This is a genomic window from bacterium (assembly GCA_014360495.1).
In the GTDB taxonomy this organism is placed as follows: Bacteria; Armatimonadota; JACIXR01; order JACIXR01; family JACIXR01; genus JACIXR01.
Genome location: JACIXR010000009.1, coordinates 42,350 through 64,909, shown reverse-complemented (window position 1 = coordinate 64,909; position 22,560 = coordinate 42,350). Strand labels below are relative to the sequence as shown.

15 protein-coding genes are annotated in these 22,560 nt (G+C 46.1%); all 15 read left to right on the top strand.

The window, feature by feature from the left end; all coding sequences use genetic code 11:
- Window positions 1–67: 67 nt before the first annotated feature.
- Entirely contained in the window at window positions 68–880 is an 813-nt protein-coding gene (locus H5T88_08560) for an extracellular solute-binding protein (protein ID MBC7330393.1), read from the top strand.
- Window positions 877–1,683 carry an ABC transporter permease gene (locus tag H5T88_08555; protein ID MBC7330392.1) on the top strand — a complete coding sequence of 269 codons (807 nt, stop codon included), beginning with the start codon at window positions 877–879 and terminating at the stop codon, window positions 1,681–1,683. The genes H5T88_08560 and H5T88_08555 overlap by 4 nt, the downstream gene beginning before the upstream one ends.
- A gap of 52 nt (window positions 1,684–1,735) precedes the next feature.
- Complete coding sequence (locus tag H5T88_08550) at window positions 1,736–5,152, top strand: DNA polymerase III subunit alpha (GenBank protein MBC7330391.1); 3,417 nt, start codon at window positions 1,736–1,738, stop codon at window positions 5,150–5,152.
- Window positions 5,149–5,928: a TIGR00282 family metallophosphoesterase gene (locus H5T88_08545; protein ID MBC7330390.1), complete on the top strand. Its 780-nt coding sequence runs from the start codon at window positions 5,149–5,151 to the stop codon at window positions 5,926–5,928. The genes H5T88_08550 and H5T88_08545 overlap by 4 nt, the downstream gene beginning before the upstream one ends.
- Window positions 5,925–6,551: a LysE family transporter gene (locus tag H5T88_08540; GenBank protein MBC7330389.1), complete on the top strand. Its 627-nt coding sequence runs from the start codon at window positions 5,925–5,927 to the stop codon at window positions 6,549–6,551. The genes H5T88_08545 and H5T88_08540 overlap by 4 nt, the downstream gene beginning before the upstream one ends.
- Before the next feature lie 234 nt (window positions 6,552–6,785).
- Window positions 6,786–6,938 (top strand): hypothetical protein, encoded by a 153-nt coding sequence (locus tag H5T88_08535; protein MBC7330388.1) that lies wholly within the window; start codon window positions 6,786–6,788, stop codon window positions 6,936–6,938.
- Between the two features lie 69 nt (window positions 6,939–7,007).
- Complete coding sequence (locus tag H5T88_08530) at window positions 7,008–7,178, top strand: hypothetical protein (protein ID MBC7330387.1); 171 nt, start codon at window positions 7,008–7,010, stop codon at window positions 7,176–7,178.
- Window positions 7,179–7,209: 31 nt separating this feature from the next.
- Window positions 7,210–9,933: a hypothetical protein gene (locus tag H5T88_08525; GenBank protein ID MBC7330386.1), complete on the top strand. Its 2,724-nt coding sequence runs from the start codon at window positions 7,210–7,212 to the stop codon at window positions 9,931–9,933.
- A gap of 80 nt (window positions 9,934–10,013) precedes the next feature.
- Window positions 10,014–11,075: a hypothetical protein gene (locus H5T88_08520; protein MBC7330385.1), complete on the top strand. Its 1,062-nt coding sequence runs from the start codon at window positions 10,014–10,016 to the stop codon at window positions 11,073–11,075.
- Entirely contained in the window at window positions 11,011–12,321 is a 1,311-nt protein-coding gene (locus H5T88_08515) for a hypothetical protein (GenBank protein MBC7330384.1), read from the top strand. The genes H5T88_08520 and H5T88_08515 overlap by 65 nt, the downstream gene beginning before the upstream one ends.
- Window positions 12,290–15,961: a hypothetical protein gene (locus H5T88_08510; GenBank protein MBC7330383.1), complete on the top strand. Its 3,672-nt coding sequence runs from the start codon at window positions 12,290–12,292 to the stop codon at window positions 15,959–15,961. Before H5T88_08515 ends, H5T88_08510 begins: the two co-directional genes overlap by 32 nt.
- A gap of 26 nt (window positions 15,962–15,987) precedes the next feature.
- A complete protein-coding gene (locus tag H5T88_08505; GenBank protein MBC7330382.1) occupies window positions 15,988–17,592 on the top strand; it encodes a hypothetical protein in 1,605 nt (534 codons plus the stop codon).
- A 433-nt stretch (window positions 17,593–18,025) separates the two neighbouring features.
- The gene (lysA, locus tag H5T88_08500) at window positions 18,026–19,357 is read left to right on the top strand and encodes a diaminopimelate decarboxylase (GenBank protein ID MBC7330381.1); all 1,332 of its coding nucleotides are present in this window, start codon (window positions 18,026–18,028) and stop codon (window positions 19,355–19,357) included.
- Window positions 19,357–21,897: a CBS domain-containing protein gene (locus tag H5T88_08495; protein MBC7330380.1), complete on the top strand. Its 2,541-nt coding sequence runs from the start codon at window positions 19,357–19,359 to the stop codon at window positions 21,895–21,897. Before lysA ends, H5T88_08495 begins: the two co-directional genes overlap by 1 nt.
- The gene (locus tag H5T88_08490) at window positions 21,890–22,492 is read left to right on the top strand and encodes a site-2 protease family protein (protein ID MBC7330379.1); all 603 of its coding nucleotides are present in this window, start codon (window positions 21,890–21,892) and stop codon (window positions 22,490–22,492) included. The genes H5T88_08495 and H5T88_08490 overlap by 8 nt, the downstream gene beginning before the upstream one ends.
- Window positions 22,493–22,560: the final 68 nt, after the last annotated feature.

Here is a 22,560-nt window from a genome sequence, read left to right as displayed (position 1 = left end):
TAACTTCATTTTGACAAACTAAATTCACTTTTTTGACACAAAAAAACTTTAAAATCTCTTTACTGTAATGATAAGAAGAAGAGCGATTTTCCTGGTTTTTTTAATCCCTCTCCTTCTCCTAATGCATCCTTTCCTTGCTCAAAGGAAGAAGGGAACAAAGCTTTTCGTCTACTGTGGAGCAGCTATAAGCCCACCTATGCTTGAGATAGGTAAGGAGTTTGAGAAAAGATACAACATTAAAATAGAATATACATTCTCGGGCTCCCCCTGCCTTCTTTCCCAAATTACCTTCGCGCAGGAGGGAGACCTTTATATGCCGGGTGAGCAGTGGTATATGGACCAAGCAATTGATAAAGGCTTCATCCATAGATGGAAAGTCGTAGCCTTATTCATTCCCGTGATAGCCGTTCAGAAAGGTAATCCTAAAGGCGTGAAGTCTATTTTGGATTTCCTTAGGGAAGATATAAAAGTTGGCTTGGGCAACAAGGATGCCTGCGCGATTGGACATATATCCGACGAGATATTCAAGAGGGCAGAGAAGGTGCTTAAGCAGAATGGGTTAGCGGATAAGATTTGGAAGAAGACAGCATATTTGGCTATGCAGGAACCGGAGCTTGGCAATTCCATCAAATTAAAGCAATTAGATGCGACCATTATCTGGAACGCAACAGCTCATAGAATTAGAGACTCCATTGATATCATCCCCATAGACCCAAAGTATAGAATTGATTCGCCGATACCGCTTGGAATCCTCAAATTCAGCAAGCACATTGATGAGGCAGAGAATTTCCTTAACTTCGTTCTTTCACCTAAAGGGAAGAAGATTTTCGCTAAGCACGGCTTCGCTACTGTGAACAACAACGAAAAGAAAGAGAAATGAAAGCCTCTCCCGCCGCTAAAAAGGAACTCTTCTTTCAGACCTCCACTTCTTCTCTTCTCTTTCTTTATCTCGCCTTCATTTTAGCCCTCCTCGTCGCCGATGCCCTTTACCCCAAGCCTGGAGACCTTTGGAGAGCCTTCCGTTCGGCGGAAATGCTTTTCGCCATCAAATTAAGCCTTATAACCTCCCTTACAACCACCTTCTTGTCCGCTATCATAGCTATCCCTTCCGCCTATGCCCTATCCCGCTATAGGTTTCCTTTCCCCACCCTTTGGGATACCATCTTGGATATGCCGATAGTCCTTCCTCCCCTGGTAGCTGGCATAAGCATCCTCGTTTTCTTTGGCACACCCTTTGGCAGATGGATTGAAGGGTTGGGGATTCGCTTCGTCCACACAGTCTATGGAATAGTCCTTGCCCAGTTCACAATCGCAGCCGCTTTCGCGGTGAGGGCGTGTAAGGCGGCATTTGACGATGTTGACCCTCGCTATGAAGATGTCGCCCGTTCCTTAGGCTGCTCCAGACCCCTCGCCTTCTGGAAGGTTACTCTCCCTCTGGCAAGAAATGGCATAATAGCGGGATTAATAATGACTTGGGCAAGAGCGATGGGAGAGTTCGCCCCTATAATCATCGTAGCTGGTGCCACCCCCTTAAAGACCGAGGTTCTCCCGATAGCGATTTTTATGAATCTGAGCATAGGGAGGATAGAAATAGCCCTTGCAGCTACATTGATTCTCGTCTTCATAGCGTTCTCCACTCTTCTTCTCTTCAAGCTCTTGGGTGGAAAACTTTATTTGCGATAGTAACCCCTTGCTTTCCTCAAGCTCTTCTTTATAATCTTATAAAGGAGGAGCTATGCAGTTCGTTCATCTCCATACCCATTCGGAATACAGCCTTTTGGACGGGATGTGCAGGATAGACGAGTTGGTGGAATACGCTTCCCAGCTCGGTATGCCCGCCCTTGCCCTCACTGACCACGGCGTTCTTTATGGAGCGATTCCCTTTTATCTTAAATGTAAAGAGAATGGAATAAAGCCAATAATTGGCTGCGAGATGTATGTCGCTCCTCGCAAGGCGACCGATAAGGAAGGGCAAATAGATGCCTCCTTCACACACATCGTTCTCTTGGCGAAGAATTACCAGGGTTATAAGAACCTTATTAAGCTCGTTTCATTCGCTAACACGGAAGGATTTTATTATAAGCCAAGGGTTGACAAGGAAATCCTCGCAAAATATAGCGAAGGGCTTATCGCTCTTACGAGTTGCCTCGTGGGTGAAGTCCCTCGCAAGATATTAAATGATGACATTGAAGGTGCAGAAAGAACAGCCCTCGAGCTGAGGGAGATTTTCGGGGAAAGGAACTTTTATTTTGAGCTCCAAGACCACGGACTACCTGAGGAGAAAAAGGTCAAGGAAGCTTTGATAGAATTGGGGAAGAAGCTCTCCATTCCCTTAGTAGCGACGAACGATGTCCATTATCTTCGCAAGAGCGATGCGAAAATCCACGATATCCTCCTCTGCATAGGCACGGGAAGCACCATCAGCAAGCCGAAAAAGCTCGGCTTTAGCACGCCTGAATTCTACTTCAAAACCCCCTTGGAGATGTTTAATCTCTTCCCCGAGGTTCCTGGAGCTATAGAAAACACCCTGGAGATAGCAGCGAAATGTAATCTGGAGTTGGAATTGGAGAAACCACATCTTCCCTATTTTCCAGTCCCCGAGGGTTACACCTTGGAATCCTATCTGGAAAAACTCTGCTGGGATAATTTTCCCAAACGCTACCCGACTCGTCCCAAGGAAGCGAAGGAACGCCTTAAATATGAGCTATCAATCATAATTGAGAAGGGATACGCTGGCTATTTTCTTATAGTATGGGACATCGTGAAGGCGGCACGGGAGAAGGGCATTCCAATTGGACCGGGGAGGGGTTCAGCAGCAGGAAGTATGGTTGCCTATGTCCTGGAAATCACTCAATTGGACCCTTTGAAATATGGGCTTCTTTTTGAGAGGTTCCTCAATCCTGATAGGGTGAGTATGCCCGATATAGATTTGGATTTCTGCGATGTGCGAAGGGAGGAAGTTATAAGGTATGTTATAAATAAATATGGAAAAGATAAAGTGGCACAAATAATAACATTTGGCACTATGGCTGCGCGCGCAGCGGTAAGGGATGTGGGGAGAGCCTTAGAGGTCCCTCTTTCTCAAGTAGATAGAATAGCTAAGCTAATACCTCAGGGGATGAGTATTGAGGAAGCAATTGCGAAGAGCCCGGAGCTTGCGGAGTTATACGAAAACGATGAGAAAACGCGTCAGCTTCTGAAGATAGCAACTTCCCTTGAAGGGTTAGCACGCCACGCTGGCACCCATGCAGCTGGTGTTGTCATAGCTCCAGAACCTCTGGAGGAGCTCGTTCCCCTCCAACGCTCAACAGAAGGATTTGGGTTGACAACCCAATATGATAAAGACGCCCTTGAAAAAGTGGGGCTTTTGAAGATGGATTTGCTCGGCTTACGCACTCTGACGGTCGTGGAAAATTGCATCTCCTTAGTTAGGGAATTAAGAGGAGAGAAAATAGACCTTAAGGACATCCCATTAGACGATGAGCAGACATTTGATTTGCTATCAAAAGGGAACACTGTTGGCGTATTTCAATTGGAGAGCGCAGGGATGCAGAACCTCTTGAGGCAAGCCAAGCCATCTCGGTATGAAGACTTGATAACCTTAATCGCTCTTTATCGCCCCGGACCAATAAGATCTGGAATGGTGGAGGAATTCGTTAAGAGGAAAGAAAAGAAGGGAAGCTATCTCCATCCCGCTCTTAGGGATATCCTAGAAGAGACGAGAGGGTTGCTTGTCTTTCAAGAGCAGGTTATGCAGATAGCCGCCCGCCTCGCCGGTTTCACCTTGTCTCAAGGTGAAACGCTAATGAGGGCGATGAGCAAGAAGAAAGCTGATGTAATGGAAAAGATGAGGGATGATTTCCTCAAAGGAGCGCAGAATAACGGAGTGGATTTGAAGGTTGCAGAGGAAATCTATACTCAGATGGCTCACTTCGCTGCCTATGGCTTTAACAAATCCCACTCCGCTGTTTACGCTCTTCTCGCTTACCAAACCGCGTATCTAAAGGCTCATTATCCTCTTGAATATATGTCCGCCTTGCTTACAAGCCATATGGAGAACAGGGATAAACTTGCCTTCTTCGCTGAGGAATGTCGTACCCTTAACATAAAGCTTCTTCCACCAGATATCAACAAAAGCCAACTATATTTCTCAGTTGAAGGCAATAGCATAAGAGTCCCCCTGACTGCTATAAAAGGGGTAGCGAAAGGACAGGTAGCAGAGATAGTAAAGGAAAGGGAGAAGGCAGGTGAATTCCGCTCTATAGAAGATTTCTGTATGAGAATGAAAGGGGCGAAGCTCTCTCGCCCGGTTTTGGAAGCTCTCTTTAAGGCAGGTGCCTTTGATAGCCTCGGCTATAAGCGTCAGCAACTTGTTGAAGGACTTCCCAACATATTATCAGTTCTGGAAGCTGAAGAGAACGAAAGTCAAAGCCTCCTCTTTCAAGAGGAAGAGATTCCCCCAATCAGCATAGAACTACCCTCGGTTGATGAGTATCCCGTAGAGAAAATTCTTGCTATGGAAAAGGAACTCTTAGGTATATACCTAAGCGGACATCCCCTAGCTCAAATAGCCGACACTTTGGCAAAATATCGTCCAACCCCCTCAATTAAGATTGAGGAAATGCATTCTGAGGAAAAGGTCTGCGTGGCGGGAATAGTGGTGAAAGCTAAACACATTGATACGAAGAACGGAGAAAAAATGGCGACCATAACATTAGAGGATACTTATGGAAGCATCCCCGTAAGGGTCTTTCCCTATATATATAAAGATTTCTCTCGTTTTCTCCACAAGGAGGCAATCCTCGTTATAAGAGGGAAGGTCCACTCTGAGGTGAAAGGCGATGAGGAAGAGAACGAAGTATGGGCTGAGGAGATAATCCCCCTTTCCTCCAAGGGCGAACCCTTGCTACTCCCACCCGACGCTACTTTCCACATAAGGATTGAGAAAAAACACCTAAATGACACAAACCTTCAGTTATTGAGAAATCTTATTTTATACCATAAGGGGAATACGAAGGTCATCGTTCACATTCGCACAAATAACGGAGAAGAGATTTACACACTTGGGGATGAGTTGAAAGTGAAACCTTCAACAAGGCTTATGGACGAGATTTCCTCTCTTTTGGGGAAGGATAGTATATGGGTGCAATAAAAATCGTTCATTTAGGGGAGGTGGTGGGGAGGAGTGGAAGGAAGGCATTGAAGGCTTATATCAACCAGATGAAGGAAGATGTGGATTTTATGCTTGTCAACGCTGAGAATGCAGCTGGCGGCTTTGGCTTAACGAGGAATGTCGCTGAAGAACTCTTCTCAATGGGGATAGATTGCCTTACGCTCGGCAATCACGCCTGGAGCAAGAAGGAAGGAATCGAGATAATAGAAAGCGACCCCCGCATCCTTAGACCCGCAAATTATCCTAAAGGGGTAGCGGGAAGGGGGGCGGGCATCTTCACCACTAAAGGGGGATATAAGATAGGTGTTATAAATTTAATGGGGAGGATATTTATGGAACCTATTGATTCCCCCTTTGAGGTGGGGGAAAGGATTATAGAGGAAATGAGAAAAGAGACGCCGATAATAATAGTGGATTTCCACGCTGAAGCGACTTCGGAGAAGGGAGCATTAGGGGTTTTCCTGGATGGCAAGGTCTCAGCTGTCATAGGAACTCATACCCACATTCCCACAGCCGATGAGCGAATACTCCCCAACGGCACCGCTTTCATCACTGATATCGGGATGACGGGACCGATTGATTCAATAATAGGAGTTAAGAAGGAACAGGTACTTGAGCGATTTCTTTATACGACGCCGAGGAAATTCGAGGTAGCTGAAGGACCAGCAATGGTCTGCTCTCTTTATTTGGAAATAGACCCCCAAACCGGTAAAGCGCTTTCCGTAAGGAGGGACAAAGTAATAATCTCCCAATGAGCAACACCCCTTCCCTTTACACCATCTTCATCCTCTCCTTCACTGTTGCCTTCGTTGGGGCAGCTAGCCCCGGTCCCCTTCTTGTCGTCACAATCACTAAATCCCTCAGGGAGGGGATAAAAACACCCTTCATAGTGGTTGCAGCTCATGGGGTTTTGGAGCTAATTATGCTAACGATACTTCTTTTCACTGCGAAGATGATATCTCAAAACAATTTGATTGTCTCAGTGATAGGAATAATAGGCGGGATAGCGCTCGGTTATCTTGGCTATGGGATGTGGAGGGGCGAGGAAACAGAAAGAGAGGGAAACGAAAAGACGGGAAACTCCTTCATTTTGGGCGGAATAGCCACCTTGTCCAATCCATACTGGTATCTCTGGTGGTTTGCGATTGGGCTGAACTTTCTCTTGATGGGGGTAAAAAAAGGAATCCTGGGAGTAGCTGCGTTCTTCATAGGACATATCTTGGCGGACTTCGTTTGGTATCTATTCGTTGGAGCCATCACTGTTGGTGGAAAGAAGAAGCTGGAGAGATATGAGAGAATCATCACTCAAGTGGGAGGAATTGTCCTCATCTTCATCGGAGCTTACTTCTTCGCCAGCGGAACTGCTTGGTTAAGATAATAAGCCCTTATTGACCTTCGTCTCACAGTAGTTAATTGGCGGGAAAATACTAATAGATAAAGGGAGTAAAAGCGGCAAAGAAAGCTTTGGCGTTTCAAGAAACACAGTCTACAGATGGAGGTAGATATACATAGACTCAGGTTATAACCCTGCAGCGCTCCGACCTCTCTCAAGAAGACCTAAAAACCCAGAAATAGGAGAGAAAAGGCTGAAAAGTGGCAATTTTTACCCCAAATGCCCCGGAATTTAGTCCAGATTGACTTCATCGCGATTTTCCTCAATAGCGTAAAGATTTTCCTCATTTGCGGTATAGATATTGTCTCAAGATTTGGCTTCTCTTACGGTTTCCCGAGATTATCAAGCAGGAGCGCTAGGGAAATCTCCTAAGGAGTCTCAAATGTTATGGAATCATACAACTAATATACAAATTTACCCCTTTCCATTAAAATAATAGATGTGAAAATGAAATCAGGGACGAAAAGAAGACGGCTTGCCCTAAAAGGGGTAAACGCCCTGGACCCCGCTTGGAGGGAATGCTCAATGGTTTGGATACCTCCCTCAAAGCTTGGCTTAATGGAGAGCATCCTATTCGCCGTGATGAGGAGGTCTATTCTACGCTTCGGGTAATTTATTCAAGAAAGAGGTGTTTAATCTTACAATGTGGAAGATTATTTTCATAAGCTCGGCAATTCTCTTCTCCCTCACCTCTGGAGGAGCAACAACCCCGCTTCACGGTGAGACCTACATCCTTTCTCTCTCCCACAATGGCTCCTTTATTTCGCTCCTAAATAGGAAAACAAAAAAGGAAATCCTTCCACTAAGGGAAAACACCCCCCTTTGGCAAATAGAATTCCTTGACGGAACAACGCTTTCATCAGTTGATGTTGACCCCAAGGATATATTGTGGCAAGAGAAAAACAATTCTATCACACTCTCCTACAAGCATCCCGATGCCGATGTTGAGGCAGAGGTCAAGGGAGAAGGGAAAGGCATCATTATATCTTTTTCTCTTCATCCAAAAAACAAAACCATCCTTACCCTCCGCTCGCCTATCCTCAATTTCCCGCCACCCGATAAGATAGATGTTTATATTCCCGAGGGGCTTGGCTTGGTTTTCAATGAGAAGTTCTTCACAGGTGAGATGGGACTTGCGCCCCAGCTAATCGGGGATGAGGGATTGCGAACGCTTGTAGGTGAGGGATGCATGATGCGTCCCGTTCATGATAGCCCTGTCCCCATAAGTTTGACTGATTTAGGGAAGGAATGGTTGGGCGAGGATGTAGAAGAAAAGATAAAGGGTCATACTATGATTGTCAATAGACCGCCCGAAGGGAAAAAAGAGATAATAAAGCTCGTTGATTCCCCCAACGGCGCTCTCCTTGCGGGATATAAAATCGGCGCTGGTTTGCTTTTCCGAATCGGCGGATGGGCGAGGAGGGAAGACGAGGATGTCATCTTCCTCCTTTTCCAAAGAACCGTTTTACATCTTTTGAAGGATAACTCAAAAGCAAAGGCAATTGCTATCTTGGACATCTCTGGGGGACCGTTGGGCGGTGCATTCAGCGAAATCCTCGTTCCTCAATGGGAGAATAAGCTCCCAGCCCTCCTTCCCTCTTTCCAACTGAAGAAAATATCTACGATTGACGAATTGAAAGATGCTTTAAGTAAACCCGAAGAATATCCTCTTATACTCAATCCCTATGGTGAATTCATTCCCACCGGTGAGAAGGGGGCATGGAGGGAGATATTGAGTTTGATAAGGGCATATCTGGAAAAGGGAGGAATTTGGTGGGAAACTGGCGGTTATTCTTTCTATTCTGAGCTCGTTCCCCAGATAGGAGGCTTTTGGCATACCGAGTATCCACCCGCCTTCTCCGATTTCCTCTATCTGGAAACTCCCGATGGTTCAATCGCAATCTATGGAATTCAAGACCAGAAAATCTTCGTTCCCGTGAGCATGGATGTGGGCAGGGAGGACGAGAATTGCTTCTTGCGTAGGGAATGGAGAACCTATGTGAAGGCTGGAGACCTTTGGAAGTCCCCTTCAGTAAAGCTGAGCATCGGCGTCCCTTTATTATCTGCCTTGGAGGAGTACGGCAAAATCAATGGTTTGAAGAAGAAATTAAAGGAAAAATTATCACCTGCCCTTTTCGAGAAACTGAAAAATAGCGTCTTGGTTAAATATGAGGGAGGAACGTTTCTGGAACAGATAGAAAAAGCGGTGAAACTTCCCGTCCCCTCCCTCGTCCACTTCGCAGATTATCTTCACGGTGGATTTGACAAACAATATCCCGACCACCTTCCTCCCAATCCTCGCAAGGGCTCACCTGAGGAATTCCGCAAGTTCTACGATACCCTCCATAAGCTAGGTCATTTGGTTATGCCGTATACCAATCCAACGTGGTGGTGCGATGACCCCAAGGGTCCCACTTTCTTGAGAGAAGGCGATGCCCCCTTGGCAAGGGATTTGAAGGGTGAGAAAATCAAGGAGGTCTACGGAAACAATTGGGGATGGGCTATCTGTCCCTGGCATCCCGCCGTTAGGGAGGCGGAGAGAAGGATTAGGGAACAGTTCACCAAGGAATACCCCAGCGATATATTGTTCCAAGACCAAATCGGGGCAAGGAACTGGATATACGACATCAACCCCGCCTCACCAACCCCCTATGCTTACACCCAAGGCTGGAAAAACATAATAAAGGAAACAAGTAAGATAGTGCCCCTGGCGACTGAAGGAGGTTGGGATGGCGTGATGAACGAGGAAACCCTATTTTGCGGGATAACATGGTTCCTACTCCCAAACGAATGGTGGCGTCCCGCTTGGGTTACCCTTTATCGCGAGCGATACCCTCCCGATGCCTGGCATTTCTATCCCTTAGCTATCTTCCTCGCCCATGATAAAGTCGGCTTTTATCATCACGATTTGGGACAGTTCGTCACCAACAACGAGACACTGACCTGGACACTTCTTCTGGGTTATGGGTTGAGCTACGCGATATGGCCTTCTGGCTTGGACGACGAGAGTAGGTTCAATTGGCTACATTGGCTAAGCCTGTTGCAAAAGAAAGTCGCCTCACTCTACTTCGCTGAACCTTTGAAAGGCTTTGAGATTCTTCGCCCCGCAAGTAGCAGAAATGGCTGCGGGGTTATGAAGGTGAAATTTCCCAAAATAGAGATAATCGCCAATACCGACCCCGAACCCTATCCCCTTTCTCCCGAGCTCGTCATTGCCCCCTATGGATTCTACGCGAAGGGAAGAAACATTGAGGCAGGGATAGTTCTGAAAGTGGAGGGAAAAGAATATCCTGGAGGTATATCATTTCTGAAGGAAGGGAAAAGCCTTTGGCTTTATAGAGAGGGGAAGTTGGAACGCTTACATTGAAAAATTTATCTATTGCACTTTATAGGGGATTTCTTTAAATTTTAAAAACAAAAATTTCTAAAAATTGGAGGTGCTTATTTATGACTGGTCGTGAAAGGATAATGCTCGCTCTTCAACACAAGGAGCCAGACAGGGTTCCAATCCATGATAGTCCTTGGGGGGCAACGATAGAGAGATGGAGAAAGGAGGGAATGCCAGCTGATGTAAGCGTGGAAGACTATTTCGGTTATGAGATGGCAGGATTTGGGGCCGATACTTCCCCTCGCCTGCCCGTTGAGGTTCTGGAGGAAACAGATGAATATATCATAGTGAGAGATTCATTTGGAAGCGTGAGGAAGAATTGGCGTGATTATACTTCAACGCCGGAGATAATAGATTGGGCGGTAAAGACGAAGGAGGATTGGCTTAGGATAAAGGAGAGGCTCGTTCCTTCTGAGGATAGGGTCGATTGGAATGGATTGGAAGCTGGTTATAAATATCACAGGGAAAAGGGAAGATTTATAACCTACAATGCGGCGGTAGGTTACGATAAACTCCAATCTTACATCTATTCCCCTCAGCTATTGATGCTTATAATAGATGACCCCGAATGGGTTATAGATATGTATTGGACTGATGCCAAGTTGGCGATGGATATGTGCGAGATAATGATGAATAAGGGTTATGTGTTTGATGGAGCTTTTCTTTTCTGTGACCTCGGATATCGCAATGGTCCTCTCTTCTCACCTCGCCATTTCAAGGAACAGCTTCATCCAGTATTTAAGGAGCTCTGTGATTTCTTCCACAAGAGAAATATGCCAGTTTTACTTCATTCCTGTGGAAATGTCGCTCCTTTGATAGAGTTTTTCATTGAAGAAGGGATTGACTGCCTTCAACCTTTGGAGGTCAAAGCGGGAATGGATTTAATAGAATTGAAGAAGAAATACGGGGATAGGATAGCATTTATGGGCGGTATAGATGTGAGGGCAATGGCGGCTGATGACCCAAGGGTGATAGAGGAGGAGATTAGGCGGAAATTTGAAGTGGCGAAGGTAGGAGGAGGATACATCTACCATTCCGACCATTCCGTGCCGAACAATGTCTCTTTTGAACAGTATAAGAGAGTTATGGAGCTTGTTCGGAAATATGGGCAATATTCATAAGATGATGAATAAACTTCTACTGTTTCTCGTCTTCCTTTCTTTAGCGAGCCTTTGTTTCTCACAGGAGGTGAAATCTATGAACGGTAATGGAAAATTAAATGTGCGTGATTTCGGAGCTAAAGGAGATGGGAAAACCGACGATACTCAGGCTTTCCAAAAGGCTTTGGATGAAGCAGGTAAAAAGGGAGGAATCGTTTTCGTTCCCCCAGGAGATTACTTAATAAAATCCCATCTCGTCATCCCTCCCAATGTTACCCTTGAAGGGGTTGCGAAAGCACCACCAACCACCTCTTTGGGCTTCGGCTCAACCCTCCTCGCCGTTGAGGGGAAGGGTAGCACCGAGGGAACGCCTTTCATAACTCTCCAGAGAAATTCTACCATCAAGGGTTTGGTAATTTACTATCCTGAGCAGGATGGGGAAAACCCCATCCCCTTCCCTTGGACGATTCAGGGGCGAGGCGACAACTGTTCAATAGTGGATGTCCTCCTCGTTAACTCCTATCAAGCAGTTGATTTCGGCACCTTCCCCTGCGGAAGGCATTACATAAAGGGTCTTTATGGTCAGGCTTTCCTAAAGGGTCTCTTCATAGATAAGTGCTTTGATATCGGCAGGGTGGAGGATGTTCATTTCTGGCCCTTCGCCACGGGAAGATTGAACAAGTTCTCAAGGGAAAACGGGGAGGCTTTCATCATCGGAAGAACGGATTGGGAATATATGGTAAATTGCTTCGCCATCTCCTTCAAAGTCGGTTTCCACTTCATCCACACAAAGGACGGCGCCCCCAATGTAGTTTTGACCCAATGTGGCTCCGATATAGGACCGACCGCGGTTTTGGTGGAGGATTGCCAAGCCCACGCGGGAATCTCTTTCCTCAACGGTCAATTTATGGCGGGAGTGATTATAAAGCCAACAAATACCGGTCCTGTGAAGTTCACCAACTGTGGGTTCTGGGGAATAGAGACAACCGATAACCACGCGATAGTAGAGGGCAAGGGTCAGGTCACCTTCAACTCCTGCCACTTCATAGGCTGGGCGCAACAGGATAAAAACGCCCCAGCTATCAAGGCTCTCAGCGGAAATATCACGATAATTGCCTGCGATTTTATGGATGGTGGTAAAAATCAGATTTATCTAGGCGAGAAGGTGGAAACAGCGATTATCTTCGCAAACCGCCTAAGAGGAGGAGAGAAAATCATAAACGAGAGCAAGGGCGATGTGCAAATCGGCTTCAATACCAAGAATTAGCATTTTAATCACATTACTGCTTGCCATTCCCCTCTTCGCTAAAGCAAGCCAATTCGCCATCGTTGAGGGAGAAAAAGCCTCCCCGCTGGAGAAATTGGCAAGTAAAGAGCTCAAGAGATATCTCTATCTCCTATCGGGCGAAAATATCCCCATTATCAAAGAAGCTACCTCCGACCGCTTCTCGCAGATCTTTCTCCTTGGCACTCCCCAAAATAACAGGCTCCTGTCAGTATATCTTCATAAGAACCGCTTACCCCTCTCAAATCTCCCCCAAGATGGCTTCATCCTGAAGACGATAAAGGATGGCAGGAAAACGATTTGTCTGCTCGCGGGCAAATCACCTGTGGCTGTTCTCTATGCTGTCTATACCCTGCTAGAGGATGGTTATGGCGTCCTCTTTAACCTTGCCGGCGATTTCCTCCCTCCCAAGAAGCCCCTCACCATCCCCAATCTTGACAAGATTTATAAGCCCGCTTTTGCAATAAGGGGGACCCTTCCCTGGTTCAACTTCTTTGATAGTCCCACCGCTTGGAACATTGAAGACTACAAATTCTACATAGACCAGCTAGCAAAGCAGAAGCTCAACTTCCTCGGCTTCCATTCCTACGATTTTGAACCTTTCTGTGCCTATCCCTTTGAGGGAAAGCTCATCGGAGGGGAGCCATTAGCAAGCACCGCTCAGCCGAATTGGGGAACCCATCCGATGAAAACAAGCGAGTTCGCCTTCGGCACGGACGCCTACTTCTCAGATGAATTCTTCGGGGCTGAGCCATCCTTGAATTACAAAAGCAGGGAAGAAGGAATTAAAAGGGCGCAGGAGCTTCTCAAAGAAGCCTTGAAATATGCCAAATCAAAGGGGATAAAGGTCTGTCTCGGCTTTGAGGTTTCCGGCGACCCAACCAATCCCATTGAGCAGGAAAGATTGAAGGTGAGAATTGAAAACCTCCTCAAAACCTATCCTTTTTTGGATTATGTCTGGATTTGGGAACCTGAGGGCATGGGTTTAAACGGCTGCGAACCTCCACCTATTCGCTCCCCTCTTGGAGCATATTATAGGCGATGGGAAAAGCATTTCTCTTATCTCAACGACCCAAGAAGAATCGCTGAAGCAACAAGGATGACCTTGTATTCCCTTCTTGCTCATCGTTTCCTTAAAAATATCGCTCCCCAAGTGAGGTTGATTGTCAGCGGTTGGGGAGGCGATAAATGGCTCCATTTCAGCGATTTCTACCCCGGTATGGACGAGATTCTGCCAAAGGATATAATCTTCTCCGCCCTTGACAACATCAATCCAACGGATGATGTCGCTTCCGCATATGGAAAGCTTTCACCTCAAAGGGAAAGATGGCCTATTCCCTGGTTTGAATTCGATGGGGACCAATGGTTTCCTCAACCTTGGAATTTGCGATATGAGAAGCTTATGCGAGATGCCTTGAAGAAAGGCTGTCAGGGAATCCTCGCCATTCATTGGCGAACAAGGGGAATAGAAGAAACCTGTTCATTCTTCAGCCAATTTCCTTGGCATCCAAATCTCAGCTTCAGGGGATTTTATGACCGCTATGCCTCTCTTTTAGTGGGAGGAAATGAGGGGAAGGAATTAGCGGATATCTTGAGAAACCTGCAAGAGCTGGGATATCGCTGGATAGGTGGGGCTGGGCAAGCGGAATGTGGAGGCTTCAGCTGGAGCGCCGGCGAGGAGGAGAAAGTGGGGAAAGTGAAGGAGTTAAGTGAGAGATTGTCCAATTTGAAGCAGAGATTGAAAAAAATGGACAGGGAGAATGAGGCAGAAAGATTGGATTATTACATCAAAACAGCCGAGTGGGCGATTCTCTATCATAAAACAGCAAGGGCTATGCTTGCCCTCAACACAATTTTAGGGAAAATGGAGGAATCAAGAATAAAGGGAGACCCATCAACGGCAAAACTTTTAGCCGAGGAAGCCCTTTCCGTTCTTCCCATCTCAACCTTCGCCCAGGCTATGAAAATTTATGGTGAAAATATTGCTTCCAGAGGCGAGCTCGGCGTCCTCGCCACGATTAACGCAAAGGCTTTCTGGGATTTCAGGGAGAAAAAGCGGAAAATAGAAAATATTTTGGGGAAAGAGATTCCCCTTCCCCATCTAAAGCCGGAGAAAATTAAGCCTATCCTGCCATCTCTCCCCTCAACAATCGGGGAAAAAGAAAAACTCTCCCTTCCCCTGATATTGATAAGCGATGAGCCGGTAGAGATAACGCTTTTCTATAAACTCCTTAGCGAAAAGGAGTGGAAGAGCGAGATATTGAAGGAAAAATTGAAAAATACATATAAAATAGAACTTCCCGTCGTTAATGGAGGAGATGTTCTCTTATTTTATCTGGAGATAAAGCAAGCAAAAACGAGATTCACATACCCAAAGGAGGGAGCCGCGCGTCCATTCGCCTTAACTATCTGGACGCCTTTTGTGAGAGAGGAATTCAAGGAACCGATTGATAAATTCCCTCCCTCGCCTCCCTCTAATCTTAAAGCGAAGAAAGGGATTTACAGCGTTCAGCTCAGCTGGGATGAAGGTCAAGATGATGCTGGCATAGATTGCTATTTAATATATCGTTTTGATGGAGAGAAGGAGAATCTGCTCTCTAAGGTGCGGGATAATTGGTTTGAGGATTGTGATATCAAAGAAGGGCTAACTTATCGCTATAGGATATTCAGCATTGATAGAGCGGGAAGGAAAAGCAAAAAAGCGAGCGAACTAACCGTGAAAATTGCCCAATTCCCTCCTCCATCTTCTCCAAAGGGGTTCAGAGGGGAAGCTTTGCCGGGCGGAATTAAGCTGGTCTGGGATAAAGCTGGGGCGGATGTAATCGGCTATAGGTTGGAGAAACTTGAGGGGAACGAGTTCAAATTAGCCAAGGAGATTTCCCCACCTAACTACTTCTCTCAAAATGTTATAAGGTTAAAGGAAAAGCCAGGTGAATCAGTTCAATATAGGGTAAGGGCGATTGCTCCAAATGGAAAGCTAAGCGAGCCTTCCTTGACGGTTTCCCTTATTCCCCTTCCCTTTCCTACAACACCCATCTTCTCCGCATCTTTTGAGGGAACACTAAAAGCAGAACCGGGTGGCGAGGGCTTTTCCTATTCTCCGCCCGTCTTCGCCAAAGAGGGAATCGGTCGCTCAATTTATCTCAATGGCGATAACTGGGTAATGTATCCCCATAGGGAAGAGCTCAATCCTCAATTTGAACTGACGATTGAGCTCTGGACGAAGGTTCTCTCCACAGAGGGGATGCCGATTTTGGTTGGATATGGGATTTGGAGGGAACATGGATACTTCCTCCAGATTCTGGGAGGGCAAATAAGATTCAGCATAGCTGGTGTGGGCGACTTCGATTCTCAATACCGCCCACCTCTCAATCGCTGGCTCCACCTCTGTGCCACTTATGATGGCGTTAAGTTCAGGTTATATGTAGATGGCAACGAGGTTGCGAGCCAAAACGCCGAGGGACAACCTCGCCCCTCCTCATCTCCTCTCTATTTGGGACGCTATGAAATCCCAGACAAGGTTTATTTCTTCAATGGATATCTGGACGAGGTGCGTCTTTACCCTTATGCCCTCTCCCCTGATGAGATAAAATCCCATTATGAGGAGGCAAAGGGAAAATGAATTCTCCTTTTAAAATATTTCTTCCGTTGTTCATCGCATCCTCTTCCTTCTTGGGAATGGCGAAGGAAACACCTTCAATAATCCTGCTTCCCTCCGGCTATCTCGCATTTTCCGATGGACGTCCCTTCTTCCCCTTGGGAGGCTTCTACGCTAATTGGCCAGCTGTTGTCAAGGAAGGAGAAGAAACATTGCAAGGCTACGACCTCTTCCCTTGTGGTCCAAACCCCTACAAGGAAGGCTACCCTTGGTCAGAGGAAACAGAGAAGATTGTGAGGAATTGGCTTGAGTTCTGCCATCGCTCTGGGGTTACCGCCCTCAGATTGATGCTCCGCAATATGGACATCGTCGGCGATGTTGACGAGGTTCAGCTAAAGGCTGTCAAACATCTCTTCGCCCTCGCCAAGCCATTGGGCATCTACTTTGATGTCGTTCTATTTGAGGACTTTGATAAACCTCCCTATGTCAACAGGGAAATACTAGAGAAGATAGTCCTCCCCAAATATGAGGGAAAGGATTTGAGCGTTCTTCCCGAATACAGAAAGCGATTCCTCGTTGAAAAGAGACTGGCGAAGGATAAATATACCGACCCCGATGCCATCGCTTGCCAAAAGGATTACCTCCGCAAGCTCATCCCTCAACTCGCTTCAGAATCCCAAATATTCTGCTATGAACTTGAAAATGAAATGGTCAACCCTCCCGTAGCTTGGATAAACGAAATGGTTGATTTCATAAAGGAGTTAGACCCCCGGAGACTTGTTCTCGCCGACCCACTCTCTTCCGACTTCCAGACCCCCCTCGCTTGGCGGGAAACAAAGATAGACCTTTTTTCCTATCATCCTTACAACGATGGTCTTCCCTATGCTGATTATGGAACGGTGATATATACGAAAAGCAAGTGGTCTGCATTGGTGGGGAAACCTCGCTTCACGGGAGAGGGCGGAATAAACCAAAATAGGTGGCAGCCGGGAGTGAAGAAAGTCTCAGAGGAGCAGGCAGTTAGGGGTGTTAGGGACCAAATCTGGCTCACGATAGCGAATGGAGAATGTGGAGCTTTCCTCTGGGCGCCAGAGCTGAAAGGAGAGGTAATGGAATTCGGTAAGGCGAAGGAAGTTCTCGCTAAATTAGATTTCAAAAAACTCAAGAGGAAGAAGCCGGAAATCGGTTTGGTCATCCCTAAACAAAATGCAGAGGAACTTTGTATGAAGTGGGCTTGGTTTATGTTGGATAAGGGGCAGGATTTTGACTTCATCCCCGAGGAAAGGAACGATTATAGGATTTGTCTAAAGATTGATTCGCCTCCCCGCGATATATCACTCCCTCCAAGCCCATGTAAACCCTCCCATGGCTACCAATCCGCCTACTTGATGAGTGAGGATGGAAGGCAGGTTCTCATCTATTTGAGAAATGCGATGGGAGGCATAAAGGACTTCGGAGACGGAAGACCCTGCTACTTGCGAGACCCTCAACCAGCGACAGCTTCCATTAAATTAAATCTTACAGGAACTTATAAGGTGCTGATTTACGATTTAGATGAAGGAAAGTGGATAAAAGAAGGAAAAGTGCAGGGAAAAGGAGAGCTTCTGTTGGAGAAGGAAACAACCCACGATTACATTGTGGTGTTAAAGAAATGAAAATCATGCGATGGACAGTAGAAAAATAGCGAAAGCTTTTTCAGTAAAGCAAACGAATTTTCCAAGAAAAACTCCCTCAAAAAAGTGATTAGGCTTTGGAAAAAGGCGAACGGTATAAAACCCCGCTTCACCAAAGCGCTATCAGCCTGTGGCTTGGTCAATTTGCTTCCTTATTTCAAATTGGCATAGATAAAGAAAGCAGAAGCGGCAAAGGAATCTTTTGGCGTTCAAATAAACATGATTCTCAAAAAGAGATAAAACTCCAAGGAAGGGATATTCTCCTTTATAGTTAATAGCCAAGCAATATGGGAAGTCTCCTAAGGAGTCTCAAATGTTATATGATGATACACGTTTTTAGAATTACGAAACATTTGGACAATTAAGCTAAAATCTTTATAATTAAAAAGAAGAATTTAACAATAGAGGTGATAGCTTGCTTTTAGGAACCCAGAGAATAAACAAAGCAGGACATCTTGAGATCGGTGGCTGCGATTGCGTTGATTTAGCAAAGCAGTTCGGCACACCCCTCTATGTCTTAGACGAAACCCTCATCAGGGAGAATTGCAGAAGATACACGAATTCCTTGAAAGAATTCTATAAAGAGGAAAGCAGGGTAGTTTACGCTGGAAAAGCTTTCCTCACCCTAGGAATTTGTAAATTGATTGAACAAGAAGGGTTGTGGCTTGATGCCTCCTCTGGAGGAGAGCTTTATACAGCCCTTCGCGCCGGCTTCCCTCCTCAAAAAATCCTCCTTCACGGCAACAACAAATCCCTTGAAGAGCTTGCTTTAGCCTTGGACAACGCTGTGGAACGAATTGTTGTTGATAACCTCTACGAGCTCCAGCTTCTCAATAAGCTGTGTATTGAGAAAGGGAAGAAAGCAAAAATCCTTTTAAGAGTAACCCCCGGCATAGACCCCCATACCCATAGGTTCATCAGCACTGGACAGGTTGATACGAAGTTCGGTTTGAATTTGAAAAATGGTCAGGCAATGGAGGGCATAAGAATGGCGCTGGAGATGGAAGGGGTGGAGCTTCTTGGTCTTCATTGTCATATAGGTTCACAAATGTTGCGGATTGGACCAATTCTAAAAGCAGCGGAAATAGTGATGGATTTTATGAAGGAAATAAAAGAGGAAACGGGAGTGGAATTAAGGGAACTGGATGTTGGTGGTGGATTGGGGATAAGATATCTCTCTTCCCATCACCCCCCTACAATTGAGGAGTTCATTGAGAGGTTGAGCAAGACAATTGAGAAAAAAGCAAAAGCTAATGGGCTCGCTCTGCCTATTCTTCTAATTGAGCCTGGTCGTTCAATAGTTGGTGAAGCAGGAACTACCTTGTATACTGTGGGAGCAATTAAAGAGGTAAGCTTCAGCAAAAATGGTAGACTCCTTAAGAGGATATACGCAATGATAGATGGCGGGATGTCCGATAACCCCCGTCCCCAACTCTACAATGCGAAATACGAGGCTATTGTTGCTAATAAGGCTTCGGAATCTCCCCAGATAAATTATACAATAGCGGGAAAACATTGCGAAACAGATGTCCTCATCTGGGATATCCTTCTTCCTCCTTTAGAGCCAGGCGATATATTGGCAGTGCAATCAACTGGCGCCTATAACTACTCTATGGCAAGCAATTACAACAGGTTCCCTCGCCCTGCAGTTGTGTTAGTGAGGGAGGGTAAGGCGGATTTGCTTGTGAGAAGGGAAACCTACGAAGACCTCATCAAAGCGGATTTAATTCCCCCTCACCTCAAATAATGCAATTAATTCTCACTCATAAATCGCCCGACGCTGACGCCCTGGCTTCCCTCTTAGGAGCATACCTGCTCTTTCCCGATTCCCTCCCAATTTATCCCGAAGGTTCCCCCTACCCTCCCGAGCTTCTCTCCCTTTACGCTGATACATTGCCCCTATATTCTAAGGAGGAAATCCCCTGGGAAAAAGTTAAGCAAGCCATCCTCGTTGATTGCAGTTCACTTCGCAGGACAGGAAACATCGGAGAAGAGGTAAGGAGAAGAAACATTCCCTTAACCATTATTGACCATCATCTTGAATCCCGAGGGGAAATAAATGTGGAAAAGAGTTTGCTCAAGCCTTACGGCTCAGCAACGACTATCCTTGTGAATATGATGAGGGAAAATAGCTTCATCCCCTCTCCTTGGCAAGCTACTCTCTTGGCGTTGGGAATCTACACCGATACAGGCTCTCTAACTTATTCCTCCACAACAGAAAACGATGCTCAAGCGGTTGCCTATCTCATCTCCTGTGGGGCGAATATCCCTTATCTTGTTCCCTTTCTCCATCCTACTCTCTCGGAGGAAGAGAGGAAACTGGAAGAGGAATTGAGAAATAACCTCAGGGTAGAAAATGTAAAGGGGGTAAGGGTGGGAATAGCGGGAGCGAAAAGAGAGGAGATGTCCTTTAACCTCGCCCCGATCGCCACCTCAATCTTAGAAAAGGAGGATTTAGAAGCCTTTTTCCTTTTAGTGGAGGTTGAGGGAAAAACTTACATAGTGGGGAGAAGCAAGGGAGAGGTATTCAAAGTAAACGATGTGCTTACAAAGTTGGGTGGTGGAGGACATAGAAATGCCGCCTCCGCAGTGACTTCAATGCCTCTTGAAGAAGCTATTCAGAGGCTTCTTTTCCTCCTCCCCAAAGGGGTGAGATGGGAGATTGAGGCAGGGGACATAATGTCCTCCCCAGTTAGGGTTATCTCCATTTCCTCATCTGTTAGGGAAGCTTTGGAGGTTATGCGCTGCTTCGGCTTTGGCGGGCTTCCGATAAACGAGCGTGGAAAAATCGTGGGGGTAATAACGAGGAAGGAAGCGGAAAGGCTGGTGAAGTATAGTATGGGTGAACAGCCCTTATCCGCCTTCCATTACCGAGAGCCGATATGCGTCCATCCTCAAACGAGCCTTTCCCAAATTATCAAGTTGATGAGTGAGCAAAATATAGGGAGGGTATTGGTTTGTTCAAAAGAGAAACTGTTGGGGATAATAACAAGGCAGGATGTGATAAACGCTCTTTATGGTCAGCGATATAAAGAGCTAAAAGGCGAACGCATAATTGAGGAGATACCAGCAGAAATAAAGGGATTGCTTCAGAGAATAGGTGAGTTGGCTGCTTCTCAAAAGACGAGAGCATACCTGGTGGGAGGGGTTGTGAGGGATATGATATTGGGGAGGGAGGTTAAGGACTTGGATATATTGGTAGAGGGGAGGGCGATAGAATTTGCCAGAAAAGTCAAGGAGGAAATGGGAGGAGAACTTACAACCCATCAGCGATTCGGCACCGCTACATTGAAGCTTCCCGATGGTCTGGAGATAGATTTCGCAACCGCAAGAAGGGAATTTTATGTAAGAGCGGGCGTCCTACCCACAGTTGAATCGGGCTCTTTAAGGGAGGATTTGTTCAGAAGGGATTTCACGATAAACGCCCTCGCCCTCTCACTTCATCCGAGGGAGTTCGGTTATCTTATAGATTATTTCGGCGGATGGGATGACTTGCAGAACAAAAGGATTAGGGTCCTGCATAGTTTAAGCTTTTGGGAGGACCCAACGAGGATATTGCGGGCGATAAGATTGGAAGCGAAGCTCGGATTCAAAATGGACGAATGGACGGAGAACCTGGCGAGAGACGCCATCAGGGCTCAATCCTTCGCCCCTCTCTCTGGCGACCGCTTGCGTGAAGAATTGATACTCCTTTTGGAGGAAAACCCAATCCCTTGCCTTCTCAGAATGGAGGAAATAGGCTTATCTCAAGCAATATATCCCAGGGCAAGATTGGATAAACAAACTCTGAAGAAATTGGAGAGGGAACCCCTTGAGGGTTTGAACATAGAAAAGTGGCTTCTCTTTCTTTTCACTTTATTTGGACATCTAAGCGAGGATGAGCTCAGGCGAGTTGCCTATAGGCTGAGATTTACCTCAAGCCAAAGGGAGAAGCTGCTTTCAATCGCAGATTTAGATTCAACTTTGCAAAGATTGTCTCTTCCCTACCTCAAAAGGAGCGAGATTTACGAGATTTTGAAGGATTTTCCTTTGGAAACAATAATCTTGATCAAGGTAAAGGGAGATATAAGGGTTAAGAGAAGGGTATGTCTTTTCTTGGAGAAGCTACGATATATAAGTCTTGCGGTGAACGGGGAGGAATTGAAGAGATTGGGAATCCCGGAGGGGCGAATTTTAGGGAAAGTGTTGAGAGAGCTCTTCAATGCCAAGCTGGACGGGAAGATAAAAACGAAGGGAGAGGAGATAGAGATGGCTCAAAATCTTTTAAAGGAGATAAAAAATGGCTGACAGATTGTTTTACTTAATAATCGCCGCTCCCTTCTTCATTTTGGGGATAGTTCTTCATGAATATGCCCATGGATGGGTTGCTTGGAAGCTCGGCGACCCGACCGCGAAATATTCGGGGAGATTAACTCTTGACCCGAGAGCTCACTTCGATCCTTTGGGCGCATTGATGTTCCTCATGTCGGCGCTTATGGGCATTGGCTTCGGCTGGGCGAAACCCGTTCCCGTTAACTTCTATAATTTGAGAAACCCCCGAAGGGACACGATCCTCGTCTCCTTAGCGGGAGCGGGCGCAAATATCCTCCTCGCCTTCGCTTGCCTTCTCATCCATTATCTGTTCAAGAACTCCATCCCTTTTCTTTCTGATTGGTTCGCAATAGGATTCGTCCTCAATCTTTTCCTCGCTCTCTTCAACCTCGTCCCCATCCCTCCCCTTGATGGCTCAAAGGTTCTAATGGCAATCCTTCCTCCCCGCTACGCCTATTCCTACGCACAGCTTGAGACATTCGGCTTCATCCTTCTATTCTTTTTCATCGTCAGTCCTTTCTTCGATATCCTCGTTGCCATTTTCCATAGGCTCGTTAATTTCTTCCTTTGAAATCCAAAAAGAAAACGAGGCGAGGTCATCTCATCTCTTTTTCATTGCCAGCCTCCCTTGCGGGAGGC